Source organism: Thermococcus paralvinellae (genome assembly GCF_000517445.1).
GTDB classification, from domain to species: domain Archaea; phylum Methanobacteriota_B; class Thermococci; order Thermococcales; family Thermococcaceae; genus Thermococcus_B; species Thermococcus_B paralvinellae.
Genome location: NZ_CP006965.1, coordinates 327,649 through 345,009, shown reverse-complemented (window position 1 = coordinate 345,009; position 17,361 = coordinate 327,649). Strand labels below are relative to the sequence as shown.

Here is a 17,361-nt window from a genome sequence, read left to right as displayed (position 1 = left end):
ATTTTTTGACGAATTTGATTTAAACAAGGTTTTGTTCAAAGGGGTTTTATACTTCACTCGTGTTCTTATTGAACAAAAGGGACAAGGTGATTAGAATGGTAGAGATAATAGACACAACATTTAGAGATGCTCATCAATCATTAATAGCAACAAGGATGAGCACAAAAGATATGCTCCCGATAGCCGAAAAGATGGACAGGATAGGTTTTTACTCAATGGAAGTCTGGGGAGGGGCAACTTTTGATGCCGCCATAAGATTTCTGAGGGAAGACCCCTGGGAAAGACTTAGACTCTTAAGGGAGCATATAAAGAAAACAAAACTCCAGATGCTTCTGAGAGGCCAAAATGTCGTTGGATACAGGCATTATCCTGACGATGTTGTAGAAAAGTTTGTGGAGTTCGCGTATAAAAATGGAATCGACATTTTCAGGGTTTTTGATGCTCTAAATGACGTTAGAAATATGAGGACAGCAATTAAGAAAGCTAAAGAGGTAGGAGCAGAAGTTCAGGGAGCTATAGTTTACACTACCGGTCCAGTTTTCACACTTGATTACTACCTAGAAAAGGTTGATGAGCTAATAGAGCTTGATGTGGATTACATAACAATCAAAGATATGGCCGCCCTTTTGGATCCTCAGATGGCCTATGAGCTCGTAAAAGAGATTAAAGAGCGATACGGCATCAAAGTTAATGTCCACACCCATGCAACAAGCGGCTTAGCTTCAGCTACCTATCTAAAAGCTATAGAAGCCGGAGCGGACTTTATAGACACTGCAATCTATCCATTGGCTAATGGAACAGCACAGCCAGCAATCCAGACAATCTACCATGCACTAAATGAAAAGGACAAACCTCAAATTAACATGAAGCTTATTTTCCAAATTTCCCGCTACCTAAGGAAGATTCTTGATGAAAAATATGACCATCTAATGAACAAAAGGGCCCTTCATGGGGATCCAAATGTTCTGCTTCATCAGATTCCAGGTGGAATGTATTCTAACCTGATAAAACAGCTAAGTGAACTTAAGGCACTGGATAAGCTCGATGAAGTCCTTGAAGAGGTGCCAAAAGTTAGAGAAGAACTCGGATATCCCCCATTAGTTACTCCCACTTCACAGATAGTCGGAACTCAAGCAGTTTTCAATGTTCTATTTGGACGGTACAAAATGATTACTGAGGAAACCAAGAATTACGTCAAAGGACTGTATGGAAAGCCACCAGTCCCAATAAAGGAGGAAATTAGGAAGCTTATCCTTGGAAATGAGGAACCAATAACAGTTAGACCTGCTGATTTACTTGAACCTATCCTTGAAAAGTATAGAAAAGAGCTTGAGGAGAAAGGATATCTAGAGAAAGAGGAAGACATATTAACTTACGCTCTCTTTCCACAGGTTGCTCTTGAGTTCTTTGAGTTAAGAAAGAAAGGAGAACTTAGACCTGTCGAAGAAAAGCCAAAAGGCAAAATCATCAAGATTTACATCAGTGGAAGGGAATATGAAGTTGGAATTGAAGGAATAAAGCTTGAGAATCTTATAATGCCCGCAATTTCAGTACAAGGAGGAGTTGTACAATCAACAACAGCACTGGCTTCAACTTCATCTGCGACTTCAGTGGGTTCTGTTTCGGCTCCGGTACAGGCTTCGTCTGTGTCTTCAACTTCGTCGTCAGTTTCTGCAGTGGGTGGGGGTGTTGTTTCTGCGCCTATGCCGGGTAAGGTTTTGAGGATTCTTGTTAGTGAGGGGGATCAAGTGAAGGTTGGTCAGGGGTTGCTAGTGTTGGAGGCTATGAAAATGGAGAATGAAATCCCAGCACCAAAAGACGGCATCGTAAAGAAAATCCTCGTAAAAGAAGGCGACACTGTCGACACAGGACAACCACTAATAGAAATAGCTTGATTTATTAAGTGTGAAGCTTGCACACTACAAAAGAAATGACACCATAACTTTATGATTATAAAACACTAAAGAAAATATTTTCAGCTGTTTGCCATTTTTTATTCAATTTTTGGTACAATTTTCTAATCTTTTAAACATCTAAATGATAAAATATCCCAAAATTTTTTGCGATTTATTCAAGAAGTTCTCGAAAACTTTTATATATTCAATGTTCAAAAAGTAGAAAACGAAAAGCTTTGTACATGGAGGTGCTAAAATGAATTCGACAGTTATTATTTTGGTAGCTGCTTTGATATATGCAGGACTGTACATGCTATATGGAAAAGCTCTTCAAAATAAGGTTGTTAAAGCAGATCCAAACAGACCTACCCCTGCCCATAGACTCTACGATGGTGTTGACTATGTCCCAGCCCACCCAATAGTTCTCTATGGACACCACTTCGCTTCAATAGCTGGTGCTGGTCCAATAGTAGGTCCGGCAGTAGCAATGGCATGGGGATGGCTTCCATCATTGCTCTGGGTTTGGTTCGGAAACGTCTTCATCGGTGCAGTTCACGACTACCTAGCGCTGATGTCATCTGTCAGATACGATGGTAAGTCAATACAATGGGTTGCAGGTAAGCTGATGAGCAAGAGAACCAGCATGGCCTTTGAGCTTTACGTTTGGTTCGCTCTGGTACTTGTAATAGCAGCATTCGCAGCAGTTATATCCGGAATTTTCGTTGGAACTCCAGAAGCAGCAACTGCATCACTGCTATTCTTGATAGATGCCATAATCCTCGGATACTTATTATACAAGATGAAGATTAACTTCTACGTTGGAACAGCAATTGGTCTTATACTTCTTGTATTTGCAGTATGGCTTGGATTTAAATTCCCAATTGTTGCAAGCAAGCAAATATGGATGATTGTCTTAGGTATTTATATCATCATAGCCTCATCACTCCCAGTATGGGTTCTCCTGCAACCAAGAGATTACCTCAACGCATACATCCTCTGGTTTGGACTCCTCCTTGGTGGTGTTGCCTTCATAGTAGTAGGACTCAAAGGTGCTGGAACATTTACAGCACCAGCATTTACAACATGGTCAGCTAACGTTGTCGGTGGAAAGCCCTCACCATTCTGGCCAACTGTTCCATTAGTAATTGCATGTGGTGCATTGAGTGGATTCCACTCAATCGTCGGTTCTGGTACTACATCAAAGCAGTTGGACAATGAACTTCACGGATTGCTCGTTGGATACGGTGGAATGTTCACAGAAGGATTCCTTTCAACAATTGTCATTGCCTCAATTGCAGTATATGGTCTCAAAGTATTCCAGACAATGAACATACCAGTTGACACCACAAACTGGGGTGCACAATATGCAATCCAGGTTGTAAAGCACGGAATTAAGGTTGGAATATTTGCAAAGAGCTACGCTTATGGACTTGAAGATGCATTTGGAATTCCATTCAAGACCGGTGCAGTATTCGCAAGCCTGTGGGTCTCAGCATTCGCATTGACAACACTCGATACAGCCACAAGACTTGGAAGGTTTGCATGGCAAGAAATTATGGACATGATTCACGGACCAGAAATCCTCAAGAACAAGTGGGTTGCATCAATAATCCTTGCCATTTTCGGTATCTACATGGCCTGGGGCGGAAGCTGGCTTATCATCTGGCCGGCTTTCAGCGGTATGAACCAGATGCTGGCAAGTATTGCGATGATGACAGCTTCCCTGTGGGTTGCAAAGGTTCAGAGGCCAGAGGGAGCATGGAAGTGGGCAGTAGTCATCCCCGCGCTCTTCCTGTGGATTACAGTGACAGCAGCACTTGTCTGGTTCCTTGTCGTCATCAAGCCTGGATTCTGGGTGTCCCTCATCACCGTCGTCGGCCTGCTCCTCAACCTGCTCCTCGTCGTCGACTGGTACGCCGCCTGGAAGAAGCCAGCCGAGGAGTACGCGACCGCTTGAGTTCTTTCATTTTTCTAATTTCTTTCTTAATCTTCTTGAAGAGGTGATAACATGGTAAAAATTCTGGAAAATGTGAAGTACTTCATTAAAGGTTTCCTCAGCGCATTTAAACAACAATCTACTGAATATCTTGAGTTTGAAGAAAGAGAGTTAGAAAATGTTTTCGCACTACTTCTTATGGGCGCATTTGTCGGAATTCCTTCCCCACCTACGACTCTTGTTATGCGGTTAATGCCCCATATGGTCAGGGAAATATATGTTATGCAGCAAAGGGTTGTGGATATGGATGACATTTTTGGGGAAATATCTGCGCTCTTTGAAATCACATGAGGTGATAAAATGAAGGAGTACTTAATGCCAAAAGAAGGATTCAGGGTTCTCTTTTTCATAGGGAAAGGCGGTGTTGGGAAAACTACAAGTGCCGCTGCTACTTCAATAGCTCTCTCAAAAAAAGGATATAAAACACTGATAGTTTCTATAGACCCTGCCCATAACCTTGGAGATGTTCTCATGGTAAAATTGAATGATAAACCCAAGGAAATAATAGAAAATCTATATGCAATGGAGCTTGACATGGAAAAGCTCATTCAAAGTTATTTGAAGCATTTGGAAAAGAATTTAAAGCATATGTATAAGTATTTGACTGTAATAAACTTGGAGAAATATTTTGAAATTCTGAGTTTTTCTCCCGGCATTGAAGAGTATGCAACACTTGAAGCAATTAGGGAAATTTTGATGGAAGGAGAAAAATGGGATGTTATTGTTTTTGATACCCCTCCTACTGGATTAACTTTGAGAGTTCTTGCTTTGCCAAGAATATCTTTGATATGGGCCGACAAGCTAATTGAGATAAGGAGAAAGATCCTCGAGAGAAGAAAAGCCATAGAAAAAATACAGGGAGAAAGAAAGTTCATTATTGAAGGGCAAGAGTACAAGCTGCCAAGCGATGAGGAAGAAGATGCCGTGATGAAAGAGCTCAAAAAGTATAGAGAGGAAATTGAATTCGTGCACAAAATAATAACTAATCCTGAGAAAACTACTGTTGTAGCAGTAATGAATCCAGAAATGTTGCCATTCTATGAGACAGAGAGAGCCTACGGGAGTCTGAATAAGTTCAAAATACCTTTCAAGCTTATTGTCCTTAACAAGATACTTGAGCTTGAAGAAGTTCCACCAAAACTTAAAGTTAAGATTGAAGCTCAAAAGAAAGTTCTAGAGCTTACAAAAAGCAAATTCAAAGGGATCGATATAGCCAAGGTTCCAATGTTTGAAGAAGAGCCGAGAGGTTTAGAATGGCTTGAAAGAATAGGGGGAGTAATAGTTGGAGATTGACAGGATATACGAGCTTCTCAAAACGGTCAAAGAACCAATAAGTGGAGAAAATATAGTTAAGCTTGGAATAGTTGCTAAAATAGTTAAAGACAACGACAGGATAGTAATTTACCTCGACCTAGCACGAAGAAGCCCACAAAGCCCTTTCGAAATGGCAGTTATTTGGACTGTCCATACAAAGATTGTTAAGGAGATAGTAAAAGTTTTAGAGGACAAAGTTTCTGAATTTGAGATAATTGATAGTATGACTCTCCAAAGATACTACCCAATTGAGGAGGTTTAAATATGGACATAAAAGTTTCACCAGAAGTTTTAATGGTGATTATGATTTTAGCTGGAGTGGCGTCAATTCAATTCTTTAAAGGACGAAAGCTAAACCTAATGTTAATGCAGCACTACCTGAGAGCAATTGAAGATATAATAAAGCCAAAAGACAAAGAGTATATATGGCTTGGGGGATATATTGGATTCAGAGCTCACTACAAAGTCAACGAAGGCAATATAGACAAGTTTGAATATACATTAACCCTACTGCCAAGACAGAGTATATTCTACATGCCTATCTCAAAGCTGATAAGCAGGCATGACAAGCTCTATATAGTTATCAAACCGTATTCGCAGATAAAAAGAGAAGCCCACCTAATTCAGAAACGGTATTATCGTATAAAGCCCAAAATTGAGGATGAAGACCTCCTTCAAAGGCACTTCATTGAGGTTAATGGAAAACAATACGAGGCGCTTTTTGAAAAGAGAAGAGACGTCGAGTTACTTAGAGAATTCCTACAAGGCTTTTCAAAACCAGAAAATGTTAAGCACATCTCACTAACTCCAAAAACAAATGTATTTTACATTCTCATGAAGCCCGAACCAGAAACAATTCAAGATGATATTAAACACATTGTCAGATTTGTTAACGAAAAGCTGAAGGAAAGTCCCTTTGGAAGCTGACTTTCTTTTTATGTTTTCATTACATAGAAATATCTGTCAAGGGAAGAGTGAACCCTCTGATAGTGCTTCTCCAAAACTTCAAACCCTATTTTTTCGGCAACTTTTTCAGCATTAAAATCAGCTGGAAAAGCAATACTGAGGTAACCATCAAGGACTTCGTAAATGCTCATTAGTGCTTTTTCATATAGCTCTTCCCTCTTCCTTCCAGCTAAAGTTGCTGAGGAACCATAAGGAGGATCAGTTGCCACTGCTTCAAAAGTCTTATCTGGAAAGATTTCTCTAAGCTTGGTTGCATCTCCTTTCTTTAGAACATAGTCTTTAACACCAAAATATTCGAGGTTTATCCTTGCTCCTTCAACCATATCCTTTCGTAAATCAACGCCATAGACTTTCAAACCCATTAATCCAGCCTCTATTAAGATCCCACCAGTACCCATAAAAGGATCAAGAACCTCTTTTCTTGCCCTTGCTAAATTTACCATAGCCCTCGCAATTCTTGGAGGCAGAGCAATTGGTTTATAGAAAGGTCTTTTATCGGCTTTCCTCTCATCAAAGGTTTTTGCTTTGAAAAATCTAACTCTAATTCCTACCCACAGCTTTTTCCCACAGTAAACTCTCACAAGAGTGTTAGGATTAGATAAATTTACTTTGAACCCTTGTCTGTAAATTATTGCACCGAGCTTCTTTTCGAGATTTTCAACATAATGAGTGCAATTTCTCATAGTCTCTCTGTCAACTTTGAAAGTCCCAGCTATATACTCACCCCAATCAATGCTTTCCGCTTTGGCATAGAGTTCTTCAACATTCTCTGCTGAAAAAAACAAAATTCCATATTCATGGGTCATCCCAAGTCTATCTAAAAAGGGAAAAGCTCTCTCATCACCTTCAATTGCCAGAAGTAGATAATCCTCCTCAGCAATTTTAAATCTTCTATCCGCAAGCTCAAGGAGTGCTTTAACTTCACTTTTAGCTAAGCTGGGCAAATTTCCAAGGATTTCTACATAAAGCATAATGAAAAATTAGAAGAAGGTCTTTTAAAGCTTTGTCCACATCGCAAAACATCTTTCAGCAATAGATATAAGGCTGTATATCAAGCAGAGCATGAAGGTGAAATGATGAGCAGGATTGTGTTATCACATAATGGAGCATTTGTACTCTCTGATGAAGAGGGGAATATGAATAAGCATTATCACGGATTCTATGCCTTTGATACAAGATTTGTGAAAAACATTTCTCTTGAAATTACCAAAGAGAGGCTTTTAGGACATATTGAACCAGATCACAAGACTTCGATATCACACATACTCATAGGAGAATCAACAATCCTAATGAGAAAACGAGAGTTGCTGAATGGCTGGAGATACAGAGAAGAGCTAACCTTCTACAACATGTCCAAAAAGCCTGTAAAAATAAAGATTAAATATGCCTTTGAAGTCCCCTTTGAAGGCATATTCGAAGTTAGAGGAAGTCATAAACCCATTGAGAGAAAAATCATTAAAGAACAGATCTCAAACGGAGTTAAATATACTTACACTGGCATTGATGGAATAAAGAGAGAGCTTGAAATTAAAGCTGAGGGATTTGAGTTTAAGAGCAATTACCTCACAGCAAAAATTCCTTTGGAGCCATTAGGAAAAGAGAGAATTAGTGTAGAATTCTCTCCTAGAATCTACATAAAGAATCCTCCTTTCTTGATTAAGGAGGACTTTGATTTCAAGCTTGAGGAAATAGTTATCACAAACAATGCTGAAATAAACACCATTTTCAAAACTTCGCTGAGAGATTTAGAATCTCTAACAGTGCTAACTAACTATGGGTTAACAGTTTTTGCCGGAATCCCGTACTTTATGTGCCTTTTTGGGAGAGATAGCATAATCACTTCCCTGTTCCTCCTACCATACTTTCCAGAATATGCCAAGGGGACACTAAGGGTTCTCTCAAAACTTCAGGGGAAGAAATTTGACAAGAGGACGCTTGAAGAACCTGGGAAAATTCCCCACGAATATAGATTCGGAGAGCTTTCTCAAGCCAGCTTAATGCCCTTCGCTTCATATTACGGAACCATAGACGCAACGCCATTGTATTTAATTCTGGCTGGTGAATATGTTAAATGGACTAAGGACTATAAAACAATAAAGGAACTGAAAGGAACCCTAAACAAAGCACTCGAATGGCTTTTCATGAAGCTTGAAGAAGGAGAAGGGTACATAAGATACTCACATGCATCTCCTTATGTCCTAATGAACCAAGGCTGGAAGGACTCCAAAGAAGGTGTTCCAGACGAGTATGGGGAACCAACAAAGTCTGCAATTGCATTAGCTGAAGTCCAGGGTTATGCATACAAAGCTCTCTTAGACATGGCAGAGCTTTCTGATGTTTTAGATTTTGAAGAATCTACGCTAAGAGAAGAAGCTGAGAAGCTGAAAAGAAGATTTAACAAAGACTTTTGGATGGAAGAAGAAAAATTTTACGCAATTGCTCTAAACGGAGATAACAAACCTTCAAAAGTAATCTCTTCTAATCCTGGTCATCTACTTTTTACAGGCATTGCAGAGCATGAAAAAGAAATTGCCGAAAGGCTGTTTGAAAAAGATATGTTTTCTGGATGGGGAATCCGGACCTTAAGCTCAAGAGAAAAAGCTTACAACCCTTTTAGCTATCATAACGGCAGCGTTTGGGCCCATGACAATGCCCTTATAGCTTTAGGATTAGCAAAAATTGGGGAAATTGAGAAAGCTGCATTTCTTGGAGCTAGAATATTAAAAGCTGCAACTTTAATGAACTTCCAGTTACCAGAGCTTTTTAGTGGAGTTGAAAGTGAAATTCCAATCCCCGTTCCAAGAGCGAATGTCCCTCAGGCCTGGAGCGCTGCAAGCTCTTTTGCATTCTTAACAGCTATGCTCGGGCTTACCCCAGAAGGAGTCTCAGCAAATCCACAGCTCCCAGAAGGCCTCGAGAGAGTTGAAATAAAGAGCATAACAATTAGGGGGATCAAATACAAGCTGATTGCTAAAAGAAAATACGAGACTGTTGAAGTTGAGGTGAAGAAGGTTGATTAGGATTGATATCCGAGATGGGAATGTTATAGTGCCTCCATTAAAAAAGTTCCCAAAGCCAATTTTATCACCTTCAAAAGAGGGCTTTGATTCTAAAAATATCTATAATCCAGCTTTAATAAAAGAAAGGGACACGATTGTGATGCTCTACAGAGCTGAAAGCAAAAACGATGACATCACAGGTAGAATAGGGCTTGCTCTTAGTGAAGATGGCATTCATTTCATCAAACATCCAGAGCCAGTGATTGAACCAGAGTACAGCTGGGAGAAAAAAGGTGTTGAAGATCCAAGAGTTGTAAAGGTTGGGAAAACATACTACATGACCTACACGGGCTATGACGGAAAGACTGCAAAGCTCTGCTTAGCTACATCCAAGAATTTGGTGAACTGGGAAAAGAAAGGTGTTTTATTTGAGGAGTTCCCTCAAACTGATAATTGGACAAAGAGTGGTGCAATCCTACCAGAAAAGCTGAAGATAGGAGAGTTTAAAGGGAAATATATCATGTACTTTGGCGATTCAAATATCTGGCTAGCATATTCCGATGATTTAATTAACTGGGAATACATTGAAGAGCCAGTTCTAACTCCAAGAAAGGATAACTTCGATAATATCCTTGTTGAACCAGGGCCTCCAGCATTTATGACGGATTTTGGAATAGTTTTAATCTACAACAGCGCTGGTCTTGAAAATGGAGGTAGAAAGTACAAAGCCGGCATAGCTGTTTTTGACATAAAAAATCCCACAAAACTGATAGCGAGAAGCGAAAAGCCAATACTGGAACCAACTTATGAGTGGGAAATAAAAGGCTGGGTAGATAACGTTGTTTTCATAGAGGGGCTAGTTGAGCATGAAGGAAGAACATATCTTTATTACGGAGGTGCTGATAGGCACATAGGCTTGGCATATTGGGAGTAGGCTCAGAGGGTGTTCACGTCATCACTAATCAGCATGCTTGCTATTCGTCATCGCCCACTGATTTAATGAAGATTTGTTTGCCTTAAGTATTTTTGGATCATCGCCTTTTGATAGTCAGAGATATGATAAGGATTGCAGATATCAGAAGTACTTTCCATGAAATTGGAGCTTTTGTTGGAGTTGTAGTAGCTTCTGGAGTTATTAGGGGTTCGCCCCTTACAAACATACAGGATCTTAGAGTGTTGTCATCAGGAACATAAGCATAGACATCCATGTATTCTTTTACGTTGTCCAACGAGAACAGGACCCAATCGTCTCTCATGGGAAACTGTATATAGAGTATTACTGCCTCAATTCCCGTGTACTCTTGATGTCTGACCATCAGCGTGTGCCATCCCTCAGAGAGGTGTATCTTGTCAGAGATTTCCTTATCTTTTATTTGCCATGTATCAGGTGTTCCTCTATGGGGAGCATGACCACCATACCAGTGGGCTATTATTTTCCCGTCAAGCACAACGTCCACAGCATCGTCTCCATCGATTGCAAATCGATACTCTCCTGGAATCTTTACGTTTAGGAGGGCCTCATAGTGGAAGCTTACATTATTCTCAATCCAGTTGTACCAGTAAATTCTGTCCACAATTCTGATCCTCTTAATTTCACCACAGTTATAATGCTCTTCCCATTCATCTGGGCCGTATGCATATCCACTTTGCTTACCAGCATACTCGACAAGCAGTATTCCTGGGACTAACAAGCCTCTTGGAGGTAGGTAAGTTGTTATTATCTGCGTAAATGTACAGCTTCTAAGATAGTCCTCATCCCTAACGGGCACGTAGAGTTTACCCTTTCCTTGAAGATTGTCAATGGTTAGCTTTTTCCATTCAGTATCACCAGGTGCCTTGAAGTAAACAACAACTCCATCCACGCCCGTATACTCTTGATGCCTAACAATTACTGTGTGGTTTCCTTTTGTTAGGTATACTATTCCAGTGTGCTCTTGGCAATAGCATGGGGCATGTCCACCGTACCAATCGGCGACAATTTTGCCATCGATAATCAAGTCAACCGCATCGTCTCCATCGATTGCGAAATACCACACACCTTCTTTATCAACTTCGAGAATTGCCTCGAGATACGTGGTATATTCCTCGCCTCTATTCCCAAAAGACATTACGAATCCGTTTAAAATACCGCTTTCAATGATATTATTACAATCGAAGAAGTCACTCCACTCTGAAGGTAAATTGACGTATTTCGGGGAGCGTGAGGAAAATCGAACATAAAGAACTCCAAGTATTCCCTCTCTATCGGGGATGTAAAATTGCGTTATTCTCACAGCATTTTGACACGTGGAGGTTGTATCAACGTTTGACTTTGCATAGAGCTTTGCTTTTCCAATTAAATTTTGAGCCGAGAAGACTCTCCACTCAGAATCGCTTGGGGATTTAAAGTAAAGAACGACACCATCACCCCCTGTTTTTTCCTGCATCCTCACAATTAGCGTATGATTCCCTTTGGTTAGATATATGGTTCCTCTATGGTCTTGACAATTGCAGAAGCCATGCCCGCCATACCAGCTGACTACGATTTTCCCGTCTATGATCAAATCTGAAGCATCGTCGCTGTCTATGGCAAACTGCCAGAAACCTTCTTTCAGAACTTCCATAGTGACCTCATAATATGCCGTGTAGTCCTCTCTCCAATTACCCCTAAATGAGATTGAATCAACGTAAGTAACTTCGAGAGGCCGGCTACATTTAAACGTCGTACTCCACTCAAAGGGATTTGTCGTATACATGTCTTCCCCTTCATATCTAATTAGCAAAATTTTGTTCGGAACGCTTCCACTTGCAAATTGAAATAGAGGGGCTAGAATAATTACCAAAACAATGATAATCAGTTTCCTCATAGTTCTTCCCTTATAAAAAATTTTGTTTAAGATTTAAATAAAGTTTTCTAAACAAATGACAGTATTCAATCTTCAATTTTGGGTATCCACTAAGCTTTTATGATGGAATGTTCAACTAATTATGAAAACACTTCGCTGGTGATTGAAATGATTCATGCATCTAAAAGGGCGATGGGTATTGAATATGCGATCAGAGATGTTGTTTTACCTGCTAGAGAACTTGAGAAACAGGGGATAAAAATAATCAAGCTCAATATTGGCGATCCTGTTAAATTCGACTTTCAGCCGCCCCAACACATGAAAGAAGCGTATTGTAGGGCAATTATGGAAGGACACAACTACTATGGAGAAAGTGAAGGCGATATAGAGCTTAGAAAGGCAATCGTTGAAAGGGAGAAGAAGAAAAATGGTGTTGACATAACCGTGGATGATGTAATGGTAACAGCGGCAGTTACAGAGGCATTACAATTCATCTTTGGTGCTATCGTTGAACCAGGAGATGAGGTACTTATTCCAGGACCAAGTTATCCACCATATGTAGCACTTGTAAAGTTTTACGATGGAGTCCCAAAAGCTTATCTTGGAATTGAGGAAGAAGGCTGGCAGCCAGATATAGATGACATGAGGAAAAAGATAAGCGAAAAGACAAAAGCTATAGCTGTTATAAATCCAAATAATCCAACTGGAGCTTTATATGACAAGAAAACGCTCAAAGAAATTCTTGACTTGGCTGGAGAATATGATATTCCTGTTATCAGTGATGAAATCTACGATTTAATGACTTATGAAGGAAAACACGTTTCTCCAGGCTCATTGACAAAGGACGTGCCTGTAATTGTTATGAACGGCCTTTCAAAGGTTTACTTTGCAACAGGATGGAGATTGGGCTACATGTACTTTGTTGATCCAGAAAACAAGCTCGCCGAAGTAAAAGAAGCTATAGGCAAGCTCGCAAGGATAAGGCTTTGTCCAAACACACCTGCCCAGAAAGCTGCAATCGCTGGTCTCACTGGTCCAATGGATTACCTTGATGAATATATGAAAAAGCTCAAAGAGAGGAGAGACTACATTTACAAGAGGTTAAATGAAATTCCCGGCTTAAGTGCACAAAAACCAGAAGGAGCGTTTTACATCTTCCCACGCATTGAGGAGAAGAGCAAGTGGAAGAGTGATAAGGAATTCGTCCTCGACGTTCTCAGAAATGCCCACATCTTGGTGGTTCACGGCTCAGGATTTGGAGAAGGCGGCGAATGGCACTTCAGAGCTGTCTTCCTGCCACCAGTCGAAATCCTTGAGCAGGCTATGGATAACTTAGAAAAATTCATGAGAGAGAGGCTTGGCTGATTTTTCTTCTTTTATCCTCCCGAAACCACCGGAATAACCTCGACATAATCACCATCTTTAATAGGATCATCTTCTAAGGCAACTTTTCCATTCACTTTTGCTATTGCACTCTCCGTGTTGAAGCCAACAGCTCTCAGGACATCTGCAACTTTCATACCCTTCTGCCACTCAATCTCCTTCTCAATTTTCCTCCCAATGACCTTAACTTTTATCATCGCTATCACCAAATGAGCGTTAGAGTTTAGGTTTATAAATTTCTGGGAGAATTAATTATTGCCGATGAGGAGAAGGCCCGGCACCGAAAGGTGAGGAGGGCCATCACTTCCGAGGCTTTCTAAATACCGAAAGCTTTTTAATTTACATCCTTCATCTTAGTGAATGAGCGGGGGTGCCCGAGCCTGGCCAAAGGGGGCGGACTTAAGATCCGCTGCCGGAGGGCTGCGCGGGTTCGAATCCCGTCCCCCGCACCATTATAAACTTCGTCTTAATCAAAATTCTCAAAATTCCGAAGACATACAACTCTAAATTAGCCTTTTTGAAGATTTAAACCTTTGATCAAACTTTGCAAGGTAAAGTTTGAACGGTAAAGTTTAAAAAGAAAAGTCCATAACTGTGCATAGTCAAGATCATGGAGGGATTATTATGGCGAGGTTTCCAGAAGCAGAGGCCAGGCTATTTAGAAAATATATCTGCATGAGGTGTGGGGCAACCAATCCATGGAAAGCTGAAAAGTGCAGGAAGTGTGGATACAAGGGACTAAGACCAAAAGCTAGAGAGCCAAGAGGAGGAGTTGGACGTTAGCTTTTAAGCTTCTCCAAAATATTTTCTATAAAGCTTATTCCTTCTTCTAAGAGATTTCTACCTTTTTCTGTGAGCTCATAGTACTTTCTTGATGGTTTCCCAGTCTCGCTTTCTTGCCATTTTGATGTAACATACCCATCCTTTTCAAGCTTGTATAGAACAACATAACTGCTTACTGTTGCGGGTTCAAATCCAAATTTCTCCTTTATTCTACTTTTTAGCTCATATGCATACATTGGCCTTTCTTTTAGAAGGCTCAGAATGTATATCCACAAGACTTCTTTTGTTAGCTTTTCTTTCAACCTATCCATGGGTTCAGTCATAGATATCACCCATAATGATACATAGGTTATATCAAACTTCCCCAATCTATAAATATTTTTCTTTTATATCCTTTAAACATTTCGTGTTTATAAAACAATGTAAAAGTATTTAACTCCTAACTGTATAGATGTTGATAGGTGAGGCTAAAATGGACGTGAATTTTAGTGGAATCGTTGGAGACATGGGGGTTGGAGGGCTAGTTGGCTTTATAACAGGCTACGCACTTAAAAAGTTCATCAAGCTTGTATTAGCTCTAATTGGTGTATACGTGCTTAGCTTATTTTGGCTCCAGCAAAAAGGGGTAATAACAATAAACACTGATGCGCTGTTCAATCTCACAGAGAGTGCAGCAACTCAAACTCTAAGTCTAGCAGATAAAGTCGTTGGAATCCTTCCTGGTGGAGGAGCCTTTGTAGTTGGGTTTTATTTAGGATTCCATAAAGGTTAAATCCTCTACATCTAATTTTTTCTCATGGGCTATGAAAAGAGAGTTCTAATAAGGCATTCAATCGCAAGCATAATAGCCTTGGCTTTATTTGGGATAAGCAGATTTCTTTACAGCATTATTATTTCAAGAAAATTTGGAGTGGAAGTTTTAGGCTCTGCAAATTCTCTGATCTCTCAAGCATTTCTCATAGCGATGCCTCTGAGCTTTTTTGCAGTAGCATTAGGCAAATACTCGTCAGAATTCCTTGCAAAAGAAAATTTTGAAAAAATAAAATCAATGACATCAATCTCATTCTCATTTCCCCTAATTGGAATTTTGCTAGCCCCTCTAAATATATATCTTGCTATTCTATCGGTTCTTAGGGCTATTCAGCTCACTTTTAGAAATTTCATCTACGGAATTCATAAAGGGGAAATTTATGCATATGTAATGCTAATCAGCTTTGTGCCTTTCATTATCAGCTTTTACTCCAAAAATCCCTTTCTACCATACATAGCGCTGCTTTTTACAATATCACTTTTTGCCTTTGGGTATCTCTTAAAAAAGAGTTTACTCGGAAAACCTAAAAAAGATGAACTTTACCTTTTACTCCGCTATTCATCTTTTGCATTTCTTGGAACTCTATCTGGAGTATTTTTAGTTCAGGGCCCCTATTTTTTAAGCGAAAAGCTTGGAAATGCACTAATCGCTGGAAGGATTTCGGCATCCTTATCAGCCGCATTTCTGCTGACTTATTTGCCTCAAGTGCTACAATCTGCAATCATGCCTCTCTACTCGTATAAATACGGGAAAGAAGAATTAAATTATGTAAAGCTGCTTGCAGAAAAGACTACAGAGTTATTATCTCTTTTTACCGCTTTCGTTGTTTTTGCTCTTTTACTTATCGGAAAAGAAGTGATTTCATTCCTTTTTGGGTTTAATCTTGGAAATGAATTCTACATTGCACTGCTGGCAGTTGAGATTTACATAGCTTACAACCCCAGCATTATTGCCTTGAATTCCACAAAATATGTAAAAGAAGGAAGTATAATTGCAATTTTGGGAGCTTTAGTAGCGTTGATTACTTGGATACCACTCATTAAAAAACTCAACGAATATGGAACAATGTTGGGACTGTTAATCGGATACCTAACTATACTGTGTGGGACAGCATATCTTGGCCACAGAAAGCTAAGGATATCCCCCAAATCGTACAAACCGTTGTTATTTGCAATCCCCCTCCAGCTATTAGTTTTCATGTCAAAAAAAGTATTATTTGTTGGGTTCTTGCTCTATGTGCTACTCTTGAAGAAGGAAATAAAAAAGAACGTCAAAGCTTTCCATGATAAAGTACTCTAATCAGCTCCTCTGGGAGGCCTTCTCTCTTTATCTTATCCTCAATTATTTTCTTGTCGTAATCAACTTCAATGAACTTCACATGGAGTGTATCAACATCAATAAGAGCAAATGTTGCTTTGTGTTCTTTTCCTGGTGGGAATCCTACGCTTCCTGGACAGACTACCCTTCCGTATCTTGTCATAGCATTCACGGGCATCTTTGGAGAAGCCACTAAGAGAATCTCATAATCCTTTACTGGTCTCATTATTGCTTCGTAATACGAAGTTGGCTGCTCTGGGAGAACTACACCCCCAAATGGATTCAATGGACTTCCATAGACACCAAATATGTCATTGTCTCCAATTTTGTCAACCAGATAAATCGGTAAATCCCTTATAAATTCCCTGCCCTCATGTCCAAGCTTTTCCCATGTGTATTTTAAAGCAACTTTAACATGCTTTGGAAGACTGATATTATCAATGTAATCCGGGCCTTCAGCGTGAGGATCACTCATAGCTATTATTTGGTCAAATTCACCGCGAATTACCTTAACTTTGTTATTCTTGATCAAGTCATCTAGAGTGTCCAGAATCTCCTTTGGATACGGGAACAACCCTACAATATTTCCGAGAATATAATATTTCTCAATATCATAACCATTCTCTTTAAGCTCTTCAATTTTTCCCAGTGCTTTAACTAAAGCTGGAAAATTCCCGTTTATGTTGGCTAATACAGCCACGTATGTCATTCCCATCACCTCCTTTTTCTAACTTTATTTTACTAAAAAATATTTAAAGGTTTCGCAAAAAAGAGAACTCAGCGATGGAAGAGCAGGAATTTCTTCTTTTTCTTTTTGTCCTCCTCTTTCACACTGCTCATTATATAGAGCATGAGTGCATCTTCGATCATTGCTCTCACCTCCCTGTATTCTTGTTTTTAATAAGACTTTCCAGAATTTTTTGCCTTCACTTGTGCATTTACAGGTTCTAGAAAATCCTCAAGTTTTAGTTAGTTTTTGTTAATTTATAAAACTTTCTGCCAATATTTTATCTTCAATGTATGGAAATGCACAGCGAAAATTGATTCACAACCTAAGAGAAGAAGAAATCCA

General features: G+C 39.6%; 17 protein-coding genes and 1 tRNA gene. 13 read left to right on the top strand and 5 right to left on the bottom strand.

What is annotated here, in order from left to right; genetic code table 11:
* Positions 1-95: 95 nt before the first annotated feature.
* From oadA to TES1_RS01890, 6 genes are all read left to right on the top strand, one after another.
* On the top strand, positions 96-1,895 hold the full coding sequence (gene oadA / locus TES1_RS01915) for a sodium-extruding oxaloacetate decarboxylase subunit alpha (protein WP_042679726.1): 1,800 nt from the start codon (positions 96-98) through the stop codon (positions 1,893-1,895).
* Positions 1,896-2,151: 256 nt separating this feature from the next.
* The gene (locus TES1_RS01910) at positions 2,152-3,852 is read left to right on the top strand and encodes a carbon starvation CstA family protein (protein ID WP_042679724.1); all 1,701 of its coding nucleotides are present in this window, start codon (positions 2,152-2,154) and stop codon (positions 3,850-3,852) included.
* Between the two features lie 51 nt (positions 3,853-3,903).
* The gene (locus TES1_RS01905) at positions 3,904-4,182 is read left to right on the top strand and encodes a hypothetical protein (RefSeq protein WP_173391284.1); all 279 of its coding nucleotides are present in this window, start codon (positions 3,904-3,906) and stop codon (positions 4,180-4,182) included.
* Positions 4,183-4,191: 9 nt separating this feature from the next.
* Positions 4,192-5,184: an ArsA family ATPase gene (locus tag TES1_RS01900; RefSeq protein ID WP_042679722.1), complete on the top strand. Its 993-nt coding sequence runs from the start codon at positions 4,192-4,194 to the stop codon at positions 5,182-5,184.
* Positions 5,174-5,467 (top strand): Clp protease/crotonase-like domain-containing protein, encoded by a 294-nt coding sequence (locus tag TES1_RS01895; RefSeq protein WP_042679720.1) that lies wholly within the window; start codon positions 5,174-5,176, stop codon positions 5,465-5,467. The genes TES1_RS01900 and TES1_RS01895 overlap by 11 nt, the downstream gene beginning before the upstream one ends.
* 2 nt (positions 5,468-5,469) lie before the next feature.
* Positions 5,470-6,132, top strand: coding sequence for a hypothetical protein (locus TES1_RS01890; RefSeq protein WP_042679718.1), 663 nt, complete (start codon positions 5,470-5,472; stop codon positions 6,130-6,132).
* A gap of 8 nt (positions 6,133-6,140) precedes the next feature.
* Here the strand turns inward: TES1_RS01890 and TES1_RS01885 are convergent, their stop codons facing one another.
* Complete coding sequence (locus TES1_RS01885) at positions 6,141-7,142, bottom strand: TIGR01177 family methyltransferase (protein WP_042679716.1); 1,002 nt, start codon at positions 7,140-7,142, stop codon at positions 6,141-6,143.
* Between the two features lie 105 nt (positions 7,143-7,247).
* Between TES1_RS01885 and TES1_RS01880 the strand changes: the two genes are divergently transcribed.
* Both TES1_RS01880 and TES1_RS01875 read left to right on the top strand, forming a co-directional pair.
* Positions 7,248-9,191 carry an amylo-alpha-1,6-glucosidase gene (locus TES1_RS01880; RefSeq protein ID WP_042679714.1) on the top strand — a complete coding sequence of 648 codons (1,944 nt, stop codon included), beginning with the start codon at positions 7,248-7,250 and terminating at the stop codon, positions 9,189-9,191.
* Positions 9,184-10,104: a glycoside hydrolase family 130 protein gene (locus TES1_RS01875; protein ID WP_042679713.1), complete on the top strand. Its 921-nt coding sequence runs from the start codon at positions 9,184-9,186 to the stop codon at positions 10,102-10,104. Before TES1_RS01880 ends, TES1_RS01875 begins: the two co-directional genes overlap by 8 nt.
* 97 nt (positions 10,105-10,201) lie before the next feature.
* On the opposite strand, the gene TES1_RS01870 is transcribed toward TES1_RS01875, so the two are convergent.
* The gene (locus tag TES1_RS01870; protein ID WP_042679711.1) at positions 10,202-12,016 is read right to left on the bottom strand and encodes a PA14 domain-containing protein; all 1,815 of its coding nucleotides are present in this window, start codon (positions 12,014-12,016) and stop codon (positions 10,202-10,204) included.
* Between the two features lie 147 nt (positions 12,017-12,163).
* Between TES1_RS01870 and TES1_RS01865 the strand changes: the two genes are divergently transcribed.
* Positions 12,164-13,360, top strand: a complete 1,197-nt coding sequence (locus TES1_RS01865; protein ID WP_042679708.1) for a pyridoxal phosphate-dependent aminotransferase — start codon at positions 12,164-12,166, stop codon at positions 13,358-13,360.
* Between the two features lie 11 nt (positions 13,361-13,371).
* Here the strand turns inward: TES1_RS01865 and TES1_RS01860 are convergent, their stop codons facing one another.
* A complete protein-coding gene (locus TES1_RS01860) occupies positions 13,372-13,575 on the bottom strand; it encodes a MoaD/ThiS family protein (protein ID WP_042679706.1) in 204 nt (67 codons plus the stop codon).
* Positions 13,576-13,742: 167 nt separating this feature from the next.
* Between TES1_RS01860 and TES1_RS01855 the strand changes: the two genes are divergently transcribed.
* Together TES1_RS01855 and TES1_RS01850 are read left to right on the top strand one after the other, a co-directional pair.
* Positions 13,743-13,830, top strand: a tRNA-Leu gene (locus TES1_RS01855).
* 172 nt (positions 13,831-14,002) lie between these two features.
* Positions 14,003-14,161 carry a 50S ribosomal protein L40e gene (locus TES1_RS01850; protein WP_042679704.1) on the top strand — a complete coding sequence of 53 codons (159 nt, stop codon included), beginning with the start codon at positions 14,003-14,005 and terminating at the stop codon, positions 14,159-14,161.
* Here the strand turns inward: TES1_RS01850 and TES1_RS01845 are convergent.
* Positions 14,158-14,484, bottom strand: a complete 327-nt coding sequence (locus tag TES1_RS01845; RefSeq protein WP_042679703.1) for a PadR family transcriptional regulator — start codon at positions 14,482-14,484, stop codon at positions 14,158-14,160. The genes TES1_RS01850 and TES1_RS01845 overlap by 4 nt on opposite strands.
* 149 nt (positions 14,485-14,633) lie before the next feature.
* Here TES1_RS01845 and TES1_RS01840 point away from each other — a divergent pair, with 149 nt between their 5' ends.
* The gene (locus tag TES1_RS01840; protein ID WP_042679701.1) at positions 14,634-14,933 is read left to right on the top strand and encodes an FUN14 domain-containing protein; all 300 of its coding nucleotides are present in this window, start codon (positions 14,634-14,636) and stop codon (positions 14,931-14,933) included.
* 24 nt (positions 14,934-14,957) lie between these two features.
* Positions 14,958-16,271, top strand: coding sequence for a lipopolysaccharide biosynthesis protein (locus TES1_RS01835; RefSeq protein WP_042679699.1), 1,314 nt, complete (start codon positions 14,958-14,960; stop codon positions 16,269-16,271).
* On the opposite strand, the gene TES1_RS01830 is transcribed toward TES1_RS01835, so the two are convergent.
* Positions 16,243-16,998 (bottom strand): metallophosphoesterase family protein, encoded by a 756-nt coding sequence (locus tag TES1_RS01830; RefSeq protein ID WP_042679697.1) that lies wholly within the window; start codon positions 16,996-16,998, stop codon positions 16,243-16,245. The two genes, TES1_RS01835 and TES1_RS01830, sit on opposite strands and share 29 nt — an antisense overlap.
* Positions 16,999-17,361: the final 363 nt, after the last annotated feature.

What these genes read in the sequence shown, in the direction of transcription:
- TES1_RS01870 (WP_042679711.1), bottom strand. Translation starts at nt 12,016, where the DNA reads ATGAGGAAACTGATTATCATTGTTTTGGTAATTATTCTAGCCCCTCTA.
- TES1_RS01890 (WP_042679718.1), top strand. Translation starts at nt 5,470, where the DNA reads ATGGACATAAAAGTTTCACCAGAAGTTTTAATGGTGATTATGATTTTA.
- TES1_RS01900 (WP_042679722.1), top strand. Translation starts at nt 4,192, where the DNA reads ATGAAGGAGTACTTAATGCCAAAAGAAGGATTCAGGGTTCTCTTTTTC.
- TES1_RS01850 (WP_042679704.1), top strand. Translation starts at nt 14,003, where the DNA reads ATGGCGAGGTTTCCAGAAGCAGAGGCCAGGCTATTTAGAAAATATATC.
- TES1_RS01860 (WP_042679706.1), bottom strand. Translation starts at nt 13,575, where the DNA reads ATGATAAAAGTTAAGGTCATTGGGAGGAAAATTGAGAAGGAGATTGAG.
- TES1_RS01840 (WP_042679701.1), top strand. Translation starts at nt 14,634, where the DNA reads ATGGACGTGAATTTTAGTGGAATCGTTGGAGACATGGGGGTTGGAGGG.
- oadA (WP_042679726.1), top strand. Translation starts at nt 96, where the DNA reads ATGGTAGAGATAATAGACACAACATTTAGAGATGCTCATCAATCATTA.
- TES1_RS01845 (WP_042679703.1), bottom strand. Translation starts at nt 14,484, where the DNA reads ATGACTGAACCCATGGATAGGTTGAAAGAAAAGCTAACAAAAGAAGTC.
- TES1_RS01830 (WP_042679697.1), bottom strand. Translation starts at nt 16,998, where the DNA reads ATGACATACGTGGCTGTATTAGCCAACATAAACGGGAATTTTCCAGCT.
- TES1_RS01880 (WP_042679714.1), top strand. Translation starts at nt 7,248, where the DNA reads ATGAGCAGGATTGTGTTATCACATAATGGAGCATTTGTACTCTCTGAT.
- TES1_RS01885 (WP_042679716.1), bottom strand. Translation starts at nt 7,142, where the DNA reads ATGCTTTATGTAGAAATCCTTGGAAATTTGCCCAGCTTAGCTAAAAGT.
- TES1_RS01905 (WP_173391284.1), top strand. Translation starts at nt 3,904, where the DNA reads ATGGTAAAAATTCTGGAAAATGTGAAGTACTTCATTAAAGGTTTCCTC.
- TES1_RS01865 (WP_042679708.1), top strand. Translation starts at nt 12,164, where the DNA reads ATGATTCATGCATCTAAAAGGGCGATGGGTATTGAATATGCGATCAGA.
- TES1_RS01910 (WP_042679724.1), top strand. Translation starts at nt 2,152, where the DNA reads ATGAATTCGACAGTTATTATTTTGGTAGCTGCTTTGATATATGCAGGA.
- TES1_RS01835 (WP_042679699.1), top strand. Translation starts at nt 14,958, where the DNA reads ATGGGCTATGAAAAGAGAGTTCTAATAAGGCATTCAATCGCAAGCATA.